Raw genomic sequence first — 19,905 nt, forward strand, 5'->3', positions numbered from 1 at the left:
CCTTTTCCCCTATAGGCCCCGCCTTTCCAGGGCTTCGGTCCTGACGTGGAGCACCAAAGGGTTGGACGTTCGGTCCGGCCGCCACGCCAGGAGCCATCGTGGAGATCGACTTACCCGGTCGTTTCCGCGCCGACGCCCACAAGGGAGACTACCGCATGGCTCTTTACGAGCACACGGTCATGACGCGCCAAGACATCTCGGCGCAGCAGGCCGAAGCGCTGAATGACACCATCAAGGATCTGATCGTCGCCGGTGGCGGCTCGGTCGCCAAGATCGAATACTGGGGTCTGCGCAACCTGACGTACCGCGTGAAGAAGAACCGCAAGGCTCACTATTCGCTGCTGGCCGTCGACGCCCCTCCGGCCGCCATGGCCGAAGTCGAGCGTCAGCTGGGCATCAACGAAGACGTGCTGCGCTGGCTGACCGTCCGCGTCGAGGAACTCGACCTGGAACTGTCGCCGCTGCTGGCCCGCCGCGAGCGTGAACGCGAGCGTGAGCGCGAGCGCACCCCGCGCGAAGACGCCGCCGCCGACGCCGAATAAGGAACCCGGAACATGACCGACACCACCGCCCCGACCCCGGGCGCCCCGGCCGGCTCCGGCTCGGCCGGCCGCCGCCCCTTCTATCGCCGCCGCAAGGTCTGCCCGTTCTCGGGCGCCAATGCGCCGAAGATCGACTACAAGGACGTCAAGCTGCTGCAGCGTTACGTCTCCGAACGCGGCAAGATCGTGCCTTCGCGCATCACCGCCGTCTCCCAGAAGAAGCAGCGCGAACTGGCCAAGGCCATCAAGCGCGCCCGCTATCTGGCCCTCCTGCCGTACGTGGTGAAGTAAGATGAAGGTCGTTCTGCTGGAACGCGTCGAGAATCTCGGCGCCATCGGCGACGTCGTGTCCGTCAAGGACGGCTTCGCCCGTAACTTCCTTCTGCCGCGCGACAAGGCCCGCCGGGCCACCGCCGCGAACCTGAAGGCGTTCGAACTCGACCGCGCCGCCATCGAGCAGCGCAACGAGAAGAACAAGGCCGACGCACAGAAGGTCGCCGACAAGATCGACGGCCAGACCTACGTCATGATCCGTCAGGCCGGTGAAACCGGGCACCTGTACGGTTCGGTCGCAGGCCGCGACGTCGCCGAGGCCATCCAGGCCGAAGGCGGCAAGGTCGAGCGCTCGCAGGTCGTCCTGAACACGGCGATCAAGAGCCTGGGCGTCCACGAAGTGCCGGTCCGCCTGCACGCCGAGGTCCGCGCCACGGTCAAGATCAACATCGCCCGCTCGATGGACGAGGCCGAGCGCCAAGCCAAGGGCGAGGACGTGATCCGCAGCCAGTTCGACGATGAGCGCCAGGCCGCCGAGCAATCGGCCCAGGAGCTGATCGAAGGCGGCGCCGGTCAACAGGAAGGCTTCGGCGACGAAGCCTGATCCCTGCCCGGCCTTCGGGCCGGATCGGTGAAGACATCAGGGGCGCGTTCCGCAAGGAACGCGCCCTTTTTGCTGCGCGCGCCACGCCAGATCCTGCGCGGGCGGTGCATGACAAGTTTACAACACCGTTCGCCGCTCACGGTCCCAACGCCGCGCCACGCACGAAATGACCTTGACGCCACGTCTTTGCGAACGACACCTTCGTCAACGACAGTGACGAACGATCCGAACGGTAATTTTTTGCTTGCGGGCGCTTGGCTTGATCGCTGAGCAGAACGGGGCGCGTCGTTGGACACAGGCTTGGAGGTCGCCGGATATTTCGCCATGTTCAACACGTCGTCGGCCGCATATCGACCTCCTCAACGCCCGGCTTCAGGGATTAGATTTTCTGAACCATCCGACCAGCAAACATGGCAAGGCGGCCCGATTGACCCGCCCCATATCCGCCCCGATATGGCCATGAACATTGGGCGGCGCGCTTGCCGTCCGGGGGAATTCCGAATGTCCAAGCCACGTCCTCGTGCAGTTTTTCTGCAGCCGCACGCCCGATGTCGCCTCCAGGCCGTCCCTCACCAGCTTACGCGCCAAGACCAATAACAGGACACTCTCTCGATGCGCCGCCCGACCTTACAGACTTCCGCCTCCGCCCTGCTGATCACGGCTTCGGCCTTCGCCCTGATCACCGCCACGCCCGCCCTGGCCCAGCAACAGCCCCAGGCTGACAATGTCGACGACATCGTCGTCACCGGCACCCGCGTCGCGGGCCGTTCGCGCCTCGATTCCGTCGCGCCCGTCGACGTCGTCACGGCCGAGGCCCTGCAGCAGCGCGGCTCGACCGAACTGGCCACCCAGCTGGCCGCCAGCGTCCCGGCCCTGAACTTCCCCCGCCCCTCGGCGACCGACGGCACCGACTCGATCCGCCCGGCGACCCTGCGCGGTCAGGGGCCGGATCAGACCCTGGTGCTGGTCAACGGCGTCCGCCGTCACGCCACGGCCCTGGTCAACACCAACGGCTCGGTCGGACGCGGATCCGCCGCCGTCGATCTGAACGCCATCCCCTCCACCGCCATCGAACGGATCGAGGTGCTGCGTGACGGGGCCGCGGCCCAATACGGATCGGACGCCATCGCCGGCGTGCTGAACCTGCGCCTGCGCCAGGCTTCCAGCGGCGGCGGCGCCAGCGTGACCTACGGCGGCTATCTGACCGACTTCACCGGCTTCTACGGCGGCGGCAAGGACATCAGCGACGGCGAGGCCCTGACGGTCGCGGGCTGGCAGGGCTTCGGCCTGGGCTCGGACGGCTTCCTGACCGCCTCGGTCGAATACCGCGACCGCGCCCGCACCAACCGCAGCGACATCGACCCGCGCTTCACCCCGGCCGAGGTGCGCGGCGGCCAGGGCGACCCGGAGTCCCAGGATCTGGCCATCTATCTGAACGCCGGTAAGCCGCTGGGCGCCGGTTGGGAGGCCTATGGCTGGGTCGGCTATCAGACCCGCGACGCCTCGGCGGCCGCCTTCTACCGCACGCCGACCGACAACGCCCAGAACCCGGCCTACGCCTCGGGCCGCGTCTATCCCAACGGCTATCTGCCCTACATCCTGACCGACACGACGGACTGGACGGCGACCGGCGGCCTGAAGGGTCAGGCGGGCGGTTTCGACATCGACATCAACCTCGGCTACGGCAAGAACGAGATCAGGTTCGATGCCGAGAACACCCTGAACCCGTCGCTTGGCCCGACCTCGCCGACCAAGTTCTACGCCGGGTCGCTGGACTACGATCAACTGGTCTTCGGCATCGACGCCAGCCGTGGCTACGACGTCGGCCTGTACGGCCCGCTGAACGTCGCCTTCGGCCTGGAGGCGCGTCGTGAATCCTATCAGATCGGCGCCGGCGAGCCGGGCTCCTACCAGCGCGGGACCTTCCTCAACATCGGCGGCACGGACCTGAACTGGGGCTCGCGCGGCTTCACCGGCTTCACCCCCGCCAATGTGGTCGACAAGGACCGCAACAACGTCGGCGTCTATCTGGATCTGGAAGGCGAACTGTTCGAGAACTTCACCGCTTCGGCGGCGGTCCGTTACGAGGACTATTCCGACTTCGGCGACAATGTCTCGGGCAAGATCGCGGCCCGCTACGACTTCACGCCGTCGTTTGCGGTGCGCGGCGCGGTCTCGACCGGCTTCCGGGCGCCCAGCCTGCAACAGCAGTATTTCACCCAGACGTCCATCCTCTACATCAACAATGTTCCGTACGAGACGGGCACCTTCCCATCCGTCAGCCCGGTGGGCGTGGCCCTGGGCGGCACGCCGCTGGAGGCCGAGACCTCGACCAACTATTCGCTGGGTCTGGTCTATCGCAAAGGCGCGTTCGAGCTGACGGCCGACGCCTATCGCATCGACATCAAGGATCGGATCATCCTGTCCGAAACCCTGACCGGCAGCGCCACGGCGGCGGCGGGTAGCAACGCCCGCGCCATCTTCGACCTGCTGCAACCCTACGGCGCCACCGCCGCCCGCTTCTTCATCAACGGCGTCGATACCGAGACGACCGGGCTTGACGTGGTCGCGCGTTACCGGGTGCTGTCCGACGTCGGCTCGCTGGACTTCACCCTGGCGGCCAACGTCAACGACTTCGACGTGACCAAGACGCCGCAGACCCGTTCGGGCATCCTGCCGACGCCCGTGTCCCTGTTCGCGCGCCAGGCCACCCTGCGCTTCGAAGAAGGCACACCGCCGTGGAAGACCGTGTTCCAGACAGACTGGACGCGCGGCAAGCTGGGCGGCACCTTCCGCGCCACCGGCTATGGCGACGTCCTGGCGCCGGGCGCGACCGAGGCCACGGACCTGCAACTGGGCGTCGGCCTGGTCGTCGATGTCGAGGCCCGCTACGCCCTGAACGACCGCCTGACCCTCGCGGTCGGCGCGGACAATGTGCTGGACGAATATCCGCGCCAGATCCAGCGGGCCAACAACACCTCGGGCGCCTTCCCCTTCTCCAACTTCTCGCCCTACGGCTTCAACGGGCGGTTCGTTTACGGCCGCATCGCGCTGAAGTGGTGATCGCGCGAGACTGAACGATCGGACGGCAAAGGGCGCTCTTCGGAGCGCCCTTCTTTTGCGCCATTACGAAAGCTTGAGACGCCCCCGCCAATCCCGCCGCAGTTACGCCACAGATGAACGGCGAAGCTTCGTCCTCGATTGCCTGAGGGGACAGACATGAAGATCAGAACCATCGCGGCGGGCGCATTGGCGCTTTCTCTATTGGCTGGCGCGGCGCAGTCCATGACGGTGCAGGAGTTCCTGACGACCGCCAACGCCATTCCGCAGAATCCAACGGCCCTGCTGCGCCCCGACACCCGCCGGCTGATGGCCGAATTCCGCAGCGCCTCTCGAACCGTACGCGCCGAGCAGGCCGCAGCCACGGCGGCCGGCCGAACCCCCGCCACCTGCATGCCCGAAAAGGTCGGGTTCTCGCCAGACCAGATCCTGAACCGTTTCAACGCCATTCCGCCCGCGCGGCGAAGCATCAGCGTGACCCAGGCGATGCGGGAATGGATGGCGTCGGAATATCCCTGTCGATGACGGCCGACCATCTGCCGACGAAATCCGATTGAGGAATTCCGGTTCGTCCCCAGCCCGGACGATCTGTCCACGGCGCAGGCGGCGTCCCCGTCTGACGCAGGCGCGTGAGAGGGCTAAAGCGTTAATCGATGAACGCCTTCGCCCCCATGCCCTTCTCGTCCTCGCCCATGGACTCCGGCGGCGTCAACGCCATGCCGCACAATCTGGAGGCGGAGCAGGCGCTGCTGGGCTCCCTGATGTTCGACAACGCCGTGTTCGAACGGCTGAGCGACCGTCTGCGCGGTTCGCATTTCTACGAGCCCTTCCACCAGCGGCTGTACGACGCGATCGAGGACCACATCCGCCAGGGGATGCTGGCCGAACCGACCATTCTGATGGAGCGGTTCAAACAGGACCCCGCCTTCCAGGAGTTCGGCGGCCTGCGCTACCTGGCCGACCTGGTGGACCGCGCCCCGCCCGCCGCCAATGCGCCCGACTATGCCCGCGTCGTCTATGACCTGGCCCTGCGCCGCGACCTGATCCGCATCGGCGGCGAGATCATCAAGGAGGCGCCCAACCCGGAGACGCCCGCCGACGAGCAGATCGAACAGGCCGAACAGACCCTGTATTCCCTGGCCGAGACGGGCAAGCCGTCGTCGGGCTTCGTCAGCTTCTCGCACGCCCTGTCCGGCGCCGTGCAGATGGCGGCCGAGGCCTATCAGCGCGAAGGCAAGCTGGCGGGTCTGGCCACCGGACTGAACGATCTGGACCGCAAGCTGGGCGGCCTGCACCCGTCCGACCTTCTGATCCTGGCCGGGCGTCCGTCGATGGGCAAGACGGCTCTTGCCACCAACATGGCCTTCAACGTGGCCCGCGCCTATCAGTGGGAGCCGACGCCGGAGGGGCGCAAGACCGTGAACGGCGGCGTCGTCGCCTTCTATTCGCTGGAAATGAGCGCCGAACAGCTGGCCATGCGTATCCTGGCCGATGCGTCCGGCGTGTCGTCGGACAAGCTGCGCAAGGGCGAAATCGACGCCTCGGACTTCGGCAAGCTGCGCGACGCGGCGGTCGAGATCGGCGAAAGCCCCCTCTACATCGACGCCACCGGCGGCCTGTCCATCTCCAAGCTGGCCGCCCGCGCGCGCCGGCTGAAGCGGATGGAGCATGGGCTGGACCTGATCATCGTCGACTATCTGCAACTGGTCACGACCGGCGACGGCGGCAGCCAGAAGAACCGAGTGCAGGAAGTCTCCGAAATCACCGGCGGACTGAAGGCCCTGGCCAAGGAGCTGTCGGTGCCGATCATCGCCCTGTCGCAGCTGTCGCGTCAGGTCGAACAGCGCGAGGACAAGCGGCCGCAACTGTCCGACCTACGCGAATCCGGCTCGATCGAACAGGACGCCGACTGCGTGATGTTCGTCTATCGCGAAAGCTACTACCTGGGCCGGGCCGAGCCGCGCGAGGGCACAGAGGAACACCTGCAATGGCAGCAGGACATGGACCGCCTGCAGGGCCAGGCCGAGGTCGTCATCGGCAAGCAGCGCCACGGCCCCATCGGCATCGTCAAACTGGCCTTCGACGCCGACACCGTCCGCTTCGGCAACCTGGCCCACGGCTATGAAGAAGTCAGCTACGAGTAGCGGCCACGCCCGTCGCCCCGGCTAGCCGAGGCGACGCACAATGCAGCGTTCAGGAGCCGTTACAGGCTGCGCGGACATCGGCGATGCAAAGCTGCCGGTCCGATCCCGCCGGATAGGTGGCGGTGCAATAGGCGATCCCGTCTCGGAGACACGGCTGAGGTGTCTGATAAAAGGTGGTGGACTGGCTGGCGCCGGCGCCCGCCGTCGACCAGCCGCCCAGGGCTGCCGCAGCGATCACCGACGCTGCGACCAGGCGCGCCGTTGTTGATGAGAACTTCCGCATCGCTTCACTCCCATAAATCCCGCCACAGCGGCGAGATCTGGAACGATATGCGCCTCTGCTCCGAAAGCAATCCTAGGACGTATCGCCACCCTCTTCGGCTGAACTCTTCCTCGCTTGACGAACACGAGCCACAGTAGAAGGCCCTTCCATCGTCGAAAACTTTCGCCATAACGGCCCTATGCACCCCCCCGCCCTCCTGTCCGTCGATCTGGACGCCATGGCCCGCAACTATCGCACCCTGGGCCAGGTCAGCGGCCAGCCCGTGCATGCGGTGGTCAAAGCGGACGGCTATGGGCTGGGGGCGCAGGCGGTGGCGCAGCGGTTGATGGCCGAGGGGGCCGACACCTTCTTCGTGGCGCGCGCGGCCGAGGGGCTGCGGCTGCGGTCCGCGCTGGGGCCGCAAGGCGCGGGCGGGCCGATCATCTATGTGCTGGACGGCTGTCGCGAGGGCGAGGCCCAGGCTCTGAAGGCGGCGGACCTGCGGCCGGTGCTGAATCATCCCGCCCAGATGCAGACCTGGGCGGCGGCGGGCGGCGGGGCCTGCGGGCTGCAGATCGACACCGGCATGAACCGGCTGGGCCTGCGCCCCGAGGATGCGCCCGAGATGTTCGACGGCCTGGCGCTGGTCCTGACACACCTGGCCTGCGCCGACGAGCCGGCCAATCCGATGAACCGACGCCAGCGCGACCTGTTCGCCGGCGTGGTCGGTCGCTATCCGGGCGCGATTCGATCCTTCGCCAACTCCAGCGGGTGTTTCCTGGGACCGGACTTCGCCTTCGACGCGGTGCGGCCGGGCATCTGCCTGTATGGCGGCGGGCCCGAAGGCCGGCCCGATGCGCGCATCGCCCCCGTCGCCACCCTGACCGCGCATGTGCTTCAGGTGCGCGACGTGCCGGCGGGCGAAAGCGTCGGCTATTCTCAAGGCTATGTCGCCGACCGACCGATCCGGGTGGCCACGGTGGCGGCGGGATACGCCGACGGTCTGCTGCGCGCCTATTCGCCGGCCGGCGCGGTCTTCATCGCAGGCCAGACGCGCCCCTTGCTGGGCCGCGTGTCGATGGACGTCTGCGCGGTGGATATCACCGGGCTGGACGTCGCCGTGGGCGATCCGGTCGAACTGTTCGGACCGAACCGCCTTCTAGACGATGCGGCGGCGGCGGCCGGGACCATCAGCTATGAGCTGCTGACCTCGATCACGCCGCGCGTGCCGCGGGCCTATTCTCAGTAGCCGTTGGCGCCCAGCGCCGCGACCCCATGCGTCGTCAGCACGAAGGCCGCCGCGACCATGCCGACGATCGCGCCCATGATGACGCCCAGCACGATGCCGGCCAGCAGGATGACGACGTAATAGACGACCTTCTTGTCTTCCGGGACCTTCATCAGGATCGGCAGACCCAGGAACAGCAGCACCAGGCTGTAGATCGCGCCGATCAGGGCGATCAGGCCGCCGGCGATCGGGATCAGATTGGCGATCCCGGCGATCCAGGCGGCGGTGTAGGAATAGACGGCCAGCTTGTGCGCCTGAACCGGATTGGGCGTGGCGCCGAAGCTGGAGGCCAGCGCATTGATGATGATGCCCAGGATGAAGACGCCGGCCAGCCCCAGCACATAGGACAGGACCGCCAGGATCAGGGCGCCGACGACGCCTTGATGCAGAAAGACCAAGCTGGCGATCAGGGTCGCGATCGGACCGATCGCCGCCAGGATCATGGCGTAGCGCGTATAGAGGCTGTTGATCGTGGCGAACTCACGGTCGATGACCAGCCACTCGGCCTTGGGCTGCAGCAGGATGCCCTTGACGCGGGCGGTCAGGGCCGGATCGACGGCGGGTTGCGACGAGGGGGGCGTCGGATCGGTCATGAATCAAAATGCCTTTGAGATAGGAAGCCGGGTCGAATACTGACGTTACGTCGCTCACCAACGCAAGCGCCGTGCGACATATTCTCAAATACTTCGTAATGGCGAAGGTTGCCTCTGCGACCGTCTTTGTCGTGGATGGATTGCAATGAGCCGCGACGGGCCGTCGAATCGGTCGGTCTGCTAAAGGAAAACCATGGCTCGCGATTCCGCCCTCTACGTCTGTCAGTCCTGCGGCTCGGTGCACGGCAAATGGTCGGGCCAGTGCAGTTCGTGCGGCCAGTGGAACACCCTGACCGAGGAAAGCCGTTCAGCCCCGCCCGGCGCGATCAAACCCTCGGTCGCCGCCTCGGCCCGCTCGCGCGGCATTCAGTTCGAGACCCTGCAGTCCGACACGCCCGAGCCGCCGCGCATCACGACGGGCGTGGCCGAGTTCGACCGCGTCTGCGGCGGCGGCGTGGTGCCCGGCTCGGCCATCCTGCTCAGCGGCGACCCCGGCGTGGGCAAGTCCACCCTGTTGCTGGAGGTGGCGGCCAAGGCGGCCCTGCGCGGCGCCCGCGTAGCCTATATCTCGGGCGAAGAGGCGGTGGAGCAGATCAGGGCGCGCGCCAAGCGGATGGGCCTGGCCGACGCGCCGGTCAATCTGGCCGCCGCGACGGCGCTTCGCGACATCCTGGGCACGCTGAAGCGCGAGAAGTTCGACATCGTCATCGTCGATTCGGTCCAGACCCTGTGGTCCGACGTCCACGACAGCGGCCCCGGCTCCATCACCCAGGTCCGGGCCTGCGCCGGCGAACTGGTGCGTCTGGCCAAGAGCGACGGCCCCGCCATCGTCCTGGTCGGCCACGTCACCAAGGATGGCCAGGTCGCCGGCCCGCGCGTGGTCGAACACCTGGTCGACGCCGTCATGACCTTCGAGGGCGAGCGCGGCTATCCGTTTCGAATCCTGCGCGCCGGCAAGAACCGCTTCGGCGCCACCGACGAGATCGGCGTGTTCGAAATGGGCGACAGCGGCCTGCGCGAAGTGGCCAATCCGTCCGCCCTGTTCCTGGGCGAGGGCAAGGAGCGCGCGCCCGGCGCCGCCGTCTTTGCGGGAATCGAAGGCTCCCGGCCCGTTCTGGTCGAGATGCAGGCCCTGGTGTCCAAATCCGCCTATGGCACGCCGCGCCGTGCCGTGATCGGCTGGGAGACGGGGCGCCTCGCCATGGTATTGGCCGTCCTGGAGGCCCGCTGCGGCTTCGGATTCGGCGACCAGGACGTCTATCTGAATGTCGCCGGCGGCCTGCGCATCAACGAGCCGGCCGCCGACCTCGCGGCCGCGGCGGCGCTGATCAGCTCGGCGACCGGCGTCTCCCTGCCGCAAGGCTGCGTCGTCTTCGGCGAGATCGGCCTGTCGGGCGAGGTCCGCAGCGTCGGCCGGGCCGAGGCCCGCCTGCGCGAGGCGCAGAAGCTGGGCTTCGACCACGTCCTCGCCCCGCCCCTGACCGCCAAGACCAAGGGGGTGAAGGTGACGTCCGCGACGCGCCTGACGGATGTGGTCGAACGAATCTCGCAGAACCGCTATTAGGGATGGGACGATCCGCACGGGTCTTAGGCTCGTCATCCTCGCCCTAGTGGCGAGGATCCATAAACTCCGTCGAAACCGGCGACCTACCGGCGTCACCGGGCGTATGGATCCTGGGGACGAGCCCTAGGATGACGGGATTGAACGGCGGCGAGGCATTGGAGAGCAGGTTTCAACCGTGACCGGATACGACGTCTTCGCCATCGTGGTGATCCTGTTCTCGGTCGCGGCCGGCTGGGTGCGGGGGGGGGTGCGTGAGATCATCACCCTGCTCAGCGCCACCCTGGCCGCCCTGGTCGCCCTGATCGCCCTGCCCTGGACGGCCGGCGTCGCCCGCGCCTTCGTCGATCCCGAATGGGCCGGCTCCATCCTGGCCGCCGTCCTGACCTTCTTCGTGGTCTATTTCGGCCTGCGCCTGATCGGCGGAATGCTGTCCAAGGGCGCCAAGGACCATCCGCACCTCGGCGTGCTGGACCGCGTCTTCGGCTTCGTCATCGGCGCGGTGCGCGCCCTGGTCCTGATCGGGGCGGTCCATCTGGTGATCGCGGCGGCCCTGCCGGGCGAGCGGACGCCCCGCTGGCTGACCGATGCGGCCCTCTATCCGGTCAGCGCCGTGGGCGCGCGGATGATTCAGATCGTCCTGCCCAGCATCGGGCGCGGCGCCGACGCCATCACACCCGTCGTCGATTCGTCCGTACGCAGGGGGTTTTCCGACGACGAAGCCTTGCCCCCGACGCAATCACGGCCTAACTCGCCGCGCGAAGCCGCCCGTTAAGTTTCCCCCGGTCATCGGAGCCCCACGATGCGCCACCATATCGCCGATCCCGTCGTCCACCGCGAACACTGGCGCGAGCCGGAAGACGACCAGCTTCGCCTGGAATGCGGCGTCTGCGGCGTGTGGGGCGCCGACGAGGACGAGGGCTCCTCCGTCGTGGCTCTGGGCCTTCACGCCCTGCAGCATCGCGGCCAGGAAGCCTGCGGCATCGCCAGCGTCAAGGACGAGCGTTTCCACACCGAACGTCACCAGGGGCTGGTGGGCGAGGCCTTCGGCGGCGCCGACCTGATGACGCGGATGCCCGGCCGCGCGGCCGTGGGCCACACCCGCTACTCCACCGCCGGCGGCAGCTTCCTGCGCAACATCCAGCCGATGTTCGCCGACCTGGACCAGGGCGGCATCGCCATCGCCCACAACGGCAACCTGACCAACTTCAAATTCCTGCACAGCCAACTGGTCAGCGAAGGCGCCATCTTCCAGTCGACCTCGGATTCCGAAGTCATCCTCCACCTGATCGCCCGCAGCCGCAAAGCCAAGATCGTCGACCGTTTCATCGACGCCCTGGCTCGGATCGAGGGCGGCTACGCCCTGGTGGCCCAGACCCGCACCAAGATGATCGGCGCGCGCGACCCGCTGGGCATCCGCCCGCTGGTGCTGGGCCAGTTGGGCGACGGCTGGGTTCTGGCGTCCGAAACCTGCGCCCTGGACATGATGGGCGCGACCTTCGTGCGCGACGTCGAACATGGCGAGATCGTCGTCATCGACGACAGCGGCCTGCGGTCGCTGAAGCCCTTCCCCGCCCGCACGGCGCGTCCGTGCCTGTTCGAATACGTCTATTTCTCGCGCCCGGATTCGGTCGTGAACGGCCGCTCGGTCTATGAGGTCCGCAAGGAGATGGGTCGCGGCCTCGCCCGCGAACTGGGCGTCGAGGCCGACATCGTCGTGCCGGTGCCAGATTCGGGCGTTCCTGCGGCCCTGGGCTACGCCCAGGAAAGCGGCATCCCCTACGAAATGGGCATCATCCGCAGCCACTATCTGGGCCGCACCTTCATCCAGCCCAGCCAAGGCGCCCGGCAGAAGGGCGTGCGCATGAAGCACAGCCCCAACAAGTCGGCCCTGGCCGGCAGGCGCGTCGTGCTGATCGACGATTCCATCGTGCGCGGCACCACCTCGCTGAAACTGGTTCGCGCCGTCCGCGCCGCCGGCGCCGCCGAGGTCCATCTGCGTTCGGCCAGCCCGCAGATTCTCTTCCCCGACTTCTACGGCATCGACATGCCCGAGCGCGCCCAGCTGCTGGCCGCCAACAAGACGCTGGAAGAGATGCGGGAGATGCTGGAGGTCGATTCCCTGGGCTTCCTGTCCATCGACGGCCTGTATCGCGCCATGGGCGAGACCGGCCGCAACGCCGCCGCCCCCCAGTTCACCGACCATTATTTCACCGGCGACTATCCCACCCGCCTTCTGGATCGCGAGATCGAGGAAGGCGGCCGCGAGTTCGGCGCCAAACAGCTGTCTCTGCTGGTCAGCGCCTGACGGCCATCACGCTCGATCCTGGGCGGTGTGGAACAGACGAATGATCTGAACCTGGCCGCCCTCGCCGTCGTCCGCCAAAGCATAGACGATCAGATAGGGCGCCCCGATCACGAGCTTTTCGTAGGTATCGGGCTGTTTGCCCGGCCGACCGATCGGTCGTCGCGCCAGCTTCTCGGTCGTCTCGATGATGCGGGCTTCGATCTTCTGCGCGGCGGGTAGATTGCGCTGGGCCAGATAGTCGATGGCGCGGGTCAGTTCCAGCAGCGCACGCCCTGACCATACGACCGCGCGCATCAGGACTCGTATTTGGCGATGGTCTCGCGGATTTGCCGCATGGCGTCTTCATGAGAGACGACATTACCGTTGCGAAAATCTTCCAGACCTTCCTCGACGGCCATCATCATTTCCAGCTCTCGTTCGACGTAGCCGGCGATGGCGCGTTCGGCGAGAAAGGACTGCGTACGCTGGGTCTTTTCGGCAAGCAGCCCCAGCCGCTCCTTGAGCGCTCCACTCATGCGGACAGTAACGGTCGTGCTGGCGGCCATAGGTCATGCTCCTGTGCACATTTGAGCACAGGATAACACATTGACCCGTCGCCCCGCCACTCCTACCACCCGACCATGACCGACGCCCTGCCCCTGAACGACCGTATCGCCCTCGTCGTCGGCGCCTCGCGCGGCATCGGCTATGAGAGCGCGCTGGCGCTGGCCAAGGCTGGGGCGCATGTCATCGCCACCGCCCGCACGCAGGGCGGGCTGGAAGAACTGGACGACGCCATCTTCGCCGCCACGGGCCGCCACGCGACCCTGATCCCGTTCGATCTGGTGGACGGGGGCGCCATCGACCGGCTGGGCGGCGCCATCTTCGAACGGTTCAGGAAGCTGGACATCTGGGTCCACGCCGCCGCGACCATGGGGCCGTCGGGCCTGACGCCGGTGTCGCACGCCGACCCGCGCGAGTTCGCCAAGGTCGAGAAGACCAACTTCACCGCCGTCTATCGCCTGATCCGCTCGCTGGAGCCGCTGTTGCGCGCCTCCGACGCCGGTCGCGCCATCCACTTCACCACCAGCGTGGCGACCAACCCGCGCGCCTTCTGGGGCATGTACGCCGCGACCAAGGCGGGCGCCGAGGCCCTGGTGAAGGCCTGGGCCGACGAGATCGAAAGCACGCCCGTGCGCGCCTGCATCGTCGACCCCGGCCGGATGCGCACCGCCATGCGCGCCCAGGCCTATCCGGGCGAAGACCCGTCCGTCCTGCCCCACCCGTCCGAGATCGGCCCGCTGGTGGTGGACCTGGCGCGTGCGGACGCCACGCCGCCGCTGACGATCAAGTTCCAGGAATGGCGGTCCGGCCCGTCGGTCGAAGCCCTGATCTGAGCACTACGTCCCTGCCCGCCGCCGTTCGTCCCCGGATGATGGTGCGGCTGGGCCAGGCCGGGCACGGCGGGGCCCATGCCCCTGTTCCTGCCCTTCCTCATCGTCCACATCACGGCTGGGCTCGCCGCCGTCCTGGTCGGCGTCATCCCGCTCGTCACCCGCAAGGGATCGCGCGCGCACAGGCTCTGGGGCCGGTTGTTCGCGGGGCTGATGGCCGTCCTTCTGATCTGCGCCTGGGTGATGACGGCGCTGCGGTTCAACACCTACTTCCTGGCCCTGTCGGCCACCGCCAGCCTATATCTGTTCTCGGGCGTGCGGGTTCTGAGGCGAAAGCGGCCGGACCTGCGGATCGAGGACCGCGCGCGCCCGCTGGATTGGGCTGCGACGCTGGGGGTGATCTGCGTTGGCCTGTGGGTGCTGATCCTGCTGGCTGCGGGGCGGTCGGATGGGCCGACGACGGTCTCGGCCGCCCTGGCCGTCAGCGCCCTGAGCGTGGGGGCATGGGATGTCTGGCGGTTCAGCGCCCCCGGATCCTGGCCCTTTTCCCCCGACCTCTGGACCTATGAGCATCTGGCGAAGATGCTGGGGGCCTATTCTGCGGTATTGAGCGCCTCTTCCGGCAACTTTCTCGCCGCCCTGCCCGCCCCCTGGAGCCAGCTCTGGCCGACCGTCCTGTTCCAATGTCTGATCGTCGGCTGGATCGCGACGAAGCTGTTTCGAAAGCGCCGGACCGCCTCTTGCGTCGGCTAGGCCGGGCGCCCGTGCGCGTGGTCGTGGGGGCGTTCGCCGCCTACAGCTTCGCCGCCACGGTCGTCAGCGTCTCCTGGTATCTGCGTCGATCCTCGCCCGCGCTTTCGGTCCCGTCCACCCTGACCTGGGCGGTCCTGTCCTATGCGCCGTGGCTGGGCGTGTCCGCGCTGGTCTGGGCCACGCTCAGACGGTTCGGCGCCGGATGGCGCGCGGTTGGGTGTCTGGCGGCCGCCATGCTGGTCCTGGCGCCCCTGATCGCACTGCTGAACGCCGGCGCGGACCTGGCCTTTCTGGATCGCCCATGGACCTGGGCCGAGGGCGCGTCGCGCGCCATCGACCGACTGCCGGTCGTCATCCTGCTCTACACCGCCGTCCTCGCCGTGGGCTTCGCCGCCGCCGCCTGGGCGAGAACGCGAGAGGCGCACGACCGGATCCGCACCCTGACCGCCGCCCTGGCCGCCGCGCGCGCCGTCGAGGGCGAACAGGTTCAGCGGCTGCTGGTCGCCACCGGCCGCGCCCGAACCTCCGTGGCGGTCTCGGACATCGAATGGCTGGCCTCGGCCGGCAACTATGTCGTGGTCCACTGGCAGGCGCGCGAGGGCCTGGTCCGCGACACCCTCCAGGCCATGGAGACCCGGCTTGATCCGCGCCTGTTCACCCGCATCCATCGGTCCAGCCTGATCAACCTGGCCCGTGTGGGCCAGGTCCAGCCCCTCTCGGACGGCTCCTGGCGGCTGACGATGAACAGCGGCGCCGAACTGGTAGTCAGCCGCACCTATCGCGACGCGGTGCTGGTCAAGCTGGGGCGATCGGATCTTGGGCCAGCCCCTCCAGTATCTCAGCAAGGTCGTCCGGCCAGATAGTCTCTTCGCTTGCCCGGATTTCAGCGGCGCTCCACCAACGGTGCTCGCCCAGAACCGCGCGCTCCTCCTCGGTCCAGCCTTCGGGCGACAGGTCGAACGCCTCGGTCCGCAACAGGAAGAACCGCTGGTCCACTCGCGCCATGCGTCCGTCAGGCAGGCGAAAACACTCTATGCGCCGGGCCACCTGCGGACCAGGTTCATCGACCGTCAGGCCGGTCTCCTCGAACAGTTCGCGACGGGCGGCGTCCTCATAGGTTTCGCCAGGGTCGCAGCCGCCGCCGGGCGTCGCCCAGAATGCCGTCCCGGCCAACGGCCCGTCGGCATAGTCAAAGCGGAACAGCAGCACCCGCCCCTGCCCGTCCACGATCAGCCAACGCGAGGTCGGCCGTTCAGGAAGCACGGGCGCGACAGCGGCAGTCACGCCGTCACTTCTTCGCGCCGCCCTTTTGGCCCGTGCGGACCCGGCCCGAACGCGAGACCTGCCGTGCGCCGCCACGGGCGCCCTTCTGGACCGCCACCGACGATCCGGCCTTCTTGGAGGCGCTGGCCTTCAGGCCGCCCAGAACCTTGGGCTGGGCCTTGCGGGTCTTCTTCTGCTCCAGCGCCTTGCCCGGCAGTTTGGATAGGGCCTCTTCCTTCTCGGCCTTCTTGACGCGGCGCGGCGCGGTCTTGGCGTCGCCCTTGTAGCGTTCGGGCCCCGACTTGGCGCCGCCCTCGGCATAGGGGTTCACGCCGCTGGACTTGACGTTCAACCGGATCGGCGTGCCCGGCAGGTCGAAGCTCTCGCGGATCGAGTTGACCAGATAGCGCTTGTAATGCTCGGGCATCGACTCGGCGCGATTGGCCATCAGCACGAAGGTCGGCGGACGGGCCTTGGTCTGGGCGATGTATTTCGGCTTGATCCGCTTGCCGTCCACGGCGGGGGGCGGGTGCCGCTGGGTGGCCATCGACAGCCAGGTGTTCAGATCCTTGGTCTTCACCTTGACCGACCAGGTGTCATAGGCCTGAAGCACCGCCGGCATCAGCCGCTCGACCCCACGCCCGCTATGCGACGACAGGGCCACGAACGGCGAACCCTTCAGTTGCGGCAGCTTGTCCTCGGCCATGCCCTTCAGCTTGGCCATGCGGGACTGAGGCTCGTCCTCCAGGTCCCATTTGGACGCCACATAGACCAGGGCGCGGCCTTCGCGCTCGACCAGATCGGCTAGTTGCAGGTCCTGGGTGTCGAAGGCGTCGTCCTTGTCCATCATCAGGATGACGACTTCGGCGAAGGTGATGGCGCGGATGGTGTCGGCGACCGACAGCTTCTCCAGCTTCTCCTGCACCCGCGCCTTGCGACGCATCCCGGCCGTGTCGACCAGGCGGATGTTCTTGCCTTCGAATTCCCAGTCGACCGAGATCGAATCGCGCGTGATCCCCGCCTCCGGCCCGGTCAGCAGACGGTCGTCGCCGATCAAGCGGTTGATCAGGGTGGACTTGCCGGCGTTGGGCCGGCCGATGACGGCGATGCGGATCGGCTTGTCTGGCTCGTCGATCTCCTCGACGAAGATGTCCTCGGACGCCGCGCGGATGGCCTTGTACAGATCGGCCATGCCCTCGCCATGCTCGGCCGAGATGGCGACGGGTTCGCCGAAGCCCAGGGCGTGCGCCTCGCCCACGCCGCCGCCGCTCTCGCGGCTCTCGGACTTGTTGGCCAGCAGGATGATCGGCTTGTGAACCTTGCGCAGGCGCTCGGCGAAGATCCGGTCCAGCGAGGTCACGCCTTCGCGCGCGTCCATCATGAACATGATCAGTTCGGCGTCGTCCAGCGCGGCCTCGGTCTGCTCGCGCATCCGGGCTTCCAGGCTTTCGTCGGTGACGTCCTCGTACCCCGCCGTGTCGATCAGCGTCAGGTCCATGTCGCCGATGTTGCCGTCGGCGTATCGCCGGTCGCGGGTCACGCCGGGGCGGTCGTCGACAAGCGCCAGACGCTTGCCGACGAGGCGGTTGAACAGGGTCGACTTGCCCACATTGGGGCGGCCGACGATGGCGACCTTCAGAGCCATGTCGGCTTTCTAGCTTAGTTCGGGCTGAAAATCAGCGGATGCAGATCAGCTGGCCGTTGTCGGTCAGCACATACAGGGCGCCGTTATAGGCCGCCGGGGCGATATAGGCGGGCGCGCCCAGTTTCAGCGTGGCCTGGGCCGCGCCGGTCTTGGGATCGAAGGCCACCGCCTCGCCGAACGAATTGACCATCACCAGACGGTTGGAGGCCAGCAGCGGCCCCGACCATTGCGGGCGGATGGTGCGACGGCCGAAGGTCAGGAACCCGCCCTCGCGGCGTTCGCGGCCCTCGTTCAGTTCGCGCGTCCAGTAGATCTGGCCGGTGTCGCGATTGACGGTGATCAGCTGGCCCGACTTGGACACCACGAACACGGCGTCGCCGACCGGCAGGGGCGCGTTGACGCCCGTCACCGGCAGTTGCCACTTGGGCTGGCCCGAATGCAGGTCCAGGGCCGACATCACGCCGGAATGGCTGACGCCGAAGACCATGCCGCGGCTGATGACCGGGCGGCCGGCCACGTCGCGAACCTCGGACAGGGCGCTGGTGCGGCTGGTGCGCGACAGGGTCTCTTCCCACACCGCCTGGCCGTTCAGCGTGCTGAGCGCGACCAGCTGGCCCGAGGCGAACGGGGCGACGACCGTGGTGCCGCTGACCGCCGGGCTGGAGGCGCGCATCACGCGCGCCGGCTCGGCGATGCCGCGATAGGTCCAGTCCTGGGCGCCGGTCGTGGCGTCGAAGGCGAACAGCTGACTGTCCACGTCGACCACGAAGACGCGGTTGCCCGACACCGTCGGCGCGCCGTGGATCGGGGCGTCCACCTGCTGGGTCCAGACCACCGCGCCGGTGTTGGCGTCCAGCGCCGACATGGAGCGATAGCCGGAAGAGACGAACACCTTGCCCGCGCCGACGGCCACGCCGCCGCCGAAGCCGCCGTTGCGATCACGCTCGGCGTTCTTGACGTTGACCTTCCACAGCACCGCGCCGGTGTCGGCCGACACGGCAGAAACGGTCGATTCGCCGTCCAGCACGAAGATCTTGCCGTCGGCGGCGACGATCGGCGCCATGACGTTGCCGACGCGCGCCGAGCCGGAGCCGATGCTGCGCTTCCAGGCGACCTGGAAGTTGGGGGCGGCGATGACGTGTTCGACCAGGTTCTCGGCCGTGCCGCCGGGCTGGGTCCATGATGTGACCGCCTGCGGGCCGGGCAGGAAGTAGTCGCGGCCGGACAGGGCGGCCGACGGGGTCAGCTGCTGCTCGAACTCCAGCACCGAGATTCGGTCGCCGGCCGAGGCCGTCGCCCCGGGGGCGTCCTTGCCGCCCAGGCCGAAGGGCAGGTTGCGGCGCACGGCGCCGCACGACGCCATCGTCGCAGCGACGCCGCAGATCAGCGCGACTTTCAGAACTCGGTTCATCTGGGGCGTCCTAGAAGGGGTCGTCACTGTTGGGCGGGCGCGGCGGCGGGCGCCGTGGCGGCCGCAGAGGGGGTCATGGCGTTGGCGGCCCCGGCGGCGGGCGGCGTGGCCTTGGCGGCGTCGCGGATAATGCCGGGCAGCGCGCCGGCGGTGCCCGCGTCGATGCTTTCCACCGCGATCTGGGCGCGCTGGCGGATCGAATCCGGCACGTCCTGGCCCAGCTGCAGCTGGACGAAGGTCTCGCGCGCCTCCTTGGTCTTGCCGTGCTGCAGACGGGCCAGGGCCAGGGCTTCCTGGGCGAAGGCGTGCAGCGGGCGCTTGTCGTCGGCCAGGGGCTCCAGCCGCTTCTCGATCTCGGCCAGGGGGGCGGTATCCATGATCAGGAAGGCGGCCTTCAGCGCGGGCGGATCGGACAGGATCGGATCACTGGAAGCCTTGGACGCCTCGTCGAACAGGCGAACGGCGTCGGGGAACTTGTTGGCGGTCACGGCCAGGCCGGCCTGCTGCTGCAGGGCCAGGACCTTGTAGGCGCCGTTGCCTTCCTTGACCGCTTCTTCGAAGGCGGCGCGGGCGTCCATGGGCTTGTCCGCGCGCAGGGCCTCCATGCCGCGATCATAGGCTTCGGCGGCCTTGGCGGCCTTGCCGGAGTTCAGGCTGTCCCAGCCCCACCAGCCCAGGGCGCCGATTAGGGCGACGACCAGCACGACGCCGAAAACCGGCAGCCAGGTGCGGGCGAGGCGCTTCAACTTAGCGGAGCGAAGCTCCTCCTCGACCTGCTCGAAGACATCAACCACTGAAACGTCGCCCCAAAATCGCGAAATGCAA

General features: G+C 67.8%; 21 protein-coding genes. 13 read left to right on the plus strand and 8 right to left on the minus strand.

Translation table 11 applies throughout. From position 1 onward, the window contains the following. Positions 1 to 155 precede the first annotated feature (155 nt). From rpsF to B3Z70_RS13400, 6 genes are all read left to right on the plus strand, one after another. Positions 156 to 542, plus strand: coding sequence for a 30S ribosomal protein S6 (rpsF, locus tag B3Z70_RS13375; protein WP_201100299.1), 387 nt, complete (start codon positions 156 to 158; stop codon positions 540 to 542). Positions 543 to 554: 12 nt separating this feature from the next. After that, the gene (rpsR, locus tag B3Z70_RS13380; protein ID WP_054766014.1) at positions 555 to 833 is read left to right on the plus strand and encodes a 30S ribosomal protein S18; all 279 of its coding nucleotides are present in this window, start codon (positions 555 to 557) and stop codon (positions 831 to 833) included. A gap of 1 nt (position 834) precedes the next feature. Next, positions 835 to 1,419, plus strand: a complete 585-nt coding sequence (rplI, locus tag B3Z70_RS13385; RefSeq protein ID WP_055754943.1) for a 50S ribosomal protein L9 — start codon at positions 835 to 837, stop codon at positions 1,417 to 1,419. Positions 1,420 to 2,031: 612 nt separating this feature from the next. Continuing rightward, positions 2,032 to 4,482, plus strand: a complete 2,451-nt coding sequence (locus tag B3Z70_RS13390; protein ID WP_292022471.1) for a TonB-dependent receptor plug domain-containing protein — start codon at positions 2,032 to 2,034, stop codon at positions 4,480 to 4,482. Positions 4,483 to 4,638: 156 nt separating this feature from the next. After that, positions 4,639 to 5,004 carry a hypothetical protein gene (locus B3Z70_RS13395; RefSeq protein WP_292022469.1) on the plus strand — a complete coding sequence of 122 codons (366 nt, stop codon included), beginning with the start codon at positions 4,639 to 4,641 and terminating at the stop codon, positions 5,002 to 5,004. 128 nt (positions 5,005 to 5,132) lie between these two features. Beyond that, the gene (locus B3Z70_RS13400) at positions 5,133 to 6,623 is read left to right on the plus strand and encodes a replicative DNA helicase (RefSeq protein WP_292022467.1); all 1,491 of its coding nucleotides are present in this window, start codon (positions 5,133 to 5,135) and stop codon (positions 6,621 to 6,623) included. Between the two features lie 49 nt (positions 6,624 to 6,672). Here B3Z70_RS13400 and B3Z70_RS13405 read toward each other — a convergent pair whose 3' ends face one another. Next, entirely contained in the window at positions 6,673 to 6,906 is a 234-nt protein-coding gene (locus B3Z70_RS13405) for a hypothetical protein (RefSeq protein ID WP_292045761.1), read from the minus strand. Between the two features lie 178 nt (positions 6,907 to 7,084). On the opposite strand from B3Z70_RS13405, the gene alr reads away from it, so the two are divergent. Then, complete coding sequence (gene alr / locus B3Z70_RS13410; RefSeq protein WP_292022466.1) at positions 7,085 to 8,134, plus strand: alanine racemase; 1,050 nt, start codon at positions 7,085 to 7,087, stop codon at positions 8,132 to 8,134. Here alr and B3Z70_RS13415 read toward each other — a convergent pair. Next, positions 8,128 to 8,766, minus strand: a complete 639-nt coding sequence (locus B3Z70_RS13415) for a Yip1 family protein (protein ID WP_292022464.1) — start codon at positions 8,764 to 8,766, stop codon at positions 8,128 to 8,130. The genes alr and B3Z70_RS13415 overlap by 7 nt on opposite strands. Positions 8,767 to 8,959: 193 nt before the next feature. Here B3Z70_RS13415 and radA point away from each other — a divergent pair, with 193 nt between their 5' ends. The 3 genes from radA (at position 8,960) to purF (ending at position 12,635) form a co-directional block, all read left to right on the plus strand. Further along, positions 8,960 to 10,330 carry a DNA repair protein RadA gene (gene radA, locus B3Z70_RS13420; protein ID WP_292022463.1) on the plus strand — a complete coding sequence of 457 codons (1,371 nt, stop codon included), beginning with the start codon at positions 8,960 to 8,962 and terminating at the stop codon, positions 10,328 to 10,330. Between the two features lie 175 nt (positions 10,331 to 10,505). Further along, a complete protein-coding gene (locus B3Z70_RS13425; RefSeq protein WP_292022461.1) occupies positions 10,506 to 11,102 on the plus strand; it encodes a CvpA family protein in 597 nt (198 codons plus the stop codon). A gap of 27 nt (positions 11,103 to 11,129) precedes the next feature. After that, a complete protein-coding gene (gene purF, locus B3Z70_RS13430) occupies positions 11,130 to 12,635 on the plus strand; it encodes an amidophosphoribosyltransferase (RefSeq protein WP_292022459.1) in 1,506 nt (501 codons plus the stop codon). A gap of 6 nt (positions 12,636 to 12,641) precedes the next feature. On the opposite strand, the gene B3Z70_RS13435 is transcribed toward purF, so the two are convergent. Both B3Z70_RS13435 and B3Z70_RS13440 read right to left on the minus strand, forming a co-directional pair. Further along, entirely contained in the window at positions 12,642 to 12,929 is a 288-nt protein-coding gene (locus B3Z70_RS13435; protein WP_292022457.1) for a type II toxin-antitoxin system RelE/ParE family toxin, read from the minus strand. Further along, positions 12,929 to 13,180 carry a CopG family ribbon-helix-helix protein gene (locus B3Z70_RS13440; protein ID WP_292022455.1) on the minus strand — a complete coding sequence of 84 codons (252 nt, stop codon included), beginning with the start codon at positions 13,178 to 13,180 and terminating at the stop codon, positions 12,929 to 12,931. The genes B3Z70_RS13435 and B3Z70_RS13440 overlap by 1 nt, the downstream gene beginning before the upstream one ends. Before the next feature lie 75 nt (positions 13,181 to 13,255). Between B3Z70_RS13440 and B3Z70_RS13445 the strand changes: the two genes are divergently transcribed. From B3Z70_RS13445 to B3Z70_RS13455, 3 genes are all read left to right on the plus strand, one after another. Further along, positions 13,256 to 14,011, plus strand: a complete 756-nt coding sequence (locus tag B3Z70_RS13445) for an SDR family NAD(P)-dependent oxidoreductase (RefSeq protein ID WP_292022453.1) — start codon at positions 13,256 to 13,258, stop codon at positions 14,009 to 14,011. Positions 14,012 to 14,086: 75 nt separating this feature from the next. Further along, complete coding sequence (locus tag B3Z70_RS13450; RefSeq protein WP_292022451.1) at positions 14,087 to 14,761, plus strand: DUF2306 domain-containing protein; 675 nt, start codon at positions 14,087 to 14,089, stop codon at positions 14,759 to 14,761. Continuing rightward, a complete protein-coding gene (locus B3Z70_RS13455) occupies positions 14,749 to 15,624 on the plus strand; it encodes a LytR/AlgR family response regulator transcription factor (RefSeq protein ID WP_292022450.1) in 876 nt (291 codons plus the stop codon). The genes B3Z70_RS13450 and B3Z70_RS13455 overlap by 13 nt, the downstream gene beginning before the upstream one ends. Here B3Z70_RS13455 and B3Z70_RS13460 read toward each other — a convergent pair. The 4 genes from B3Z70_RS13460 to B3Z70_RS13475 are packed head-to-tail and all read right to left on the minus strand — an operon-like array spanning position 15,557 to position 19,874. Continuing rightward, positions 15,557 to 16,045, minus strand: a complete 489-nt coding sequence (locus B3Z70_RS13460; RefSeq protein ID WP_292022448.1) for an NUDIX hydrolase — start codon at positions 16,043 to 16,045, stop codon at positions 15,557 to 15,559. The genes B3Z70_RS13455 and B3Z70_RS13460 overlap by 68 nt on opposite strands. A 4-nt stretch (positions 16,046 to 16,049) precedes the next feature. Then, complete coding sequence (der, locus tag B3Z70_RS13465; RefSeq protein ID WP_292022446.1) at positions 16,050 to 17,669, minus strand: ribosome biogenesis GTPase Der; 1,620 nt, start codon at positions 17,667 to 17,669, stop codon at positions 16,050 to 16,052. Between the two features lie 31 nt (positions 17,670 to 17,700). After that, positions 17,701 to 19,080, minus strand: coding sequence for a PQQ-binding-like beta-propeller repeat protein (locus B3Z70_RS13470; RefSeq protein ID WP_292022443.1), 1,380 nt, complete (start codon positions 19,078 to 19,080; stop codon positions 17,701 to 17,703). A 23-nt stretch (positions 19,081 to 19,103) separates the two neighbouring features. Then, positions 19,104 to 19,874 (minus strand): tetratricopeptide repeat protein, encoded by a 771-nt coding sequence (locus tag B3Z70_RS13475; RefSeq protein WP_292045762.1) that lies wholly within the window; start codon positions 19,872 to 19,874, stop codon positions 19,104 to 19,106. Between the last annotated feature and the right edge of the window lie 31 nt (positions 19,875 to 19,905).

Origin of the sequence: Brevundimonas sp. UBA6550 (genome assembly GCF_002434505.1) — a bacterium.
Lineage (GTDB): Bacteria > Pseudomonadota > Alphaproteobacteria > Caulobacterales > Caulobacteraceae > Brevundimonas.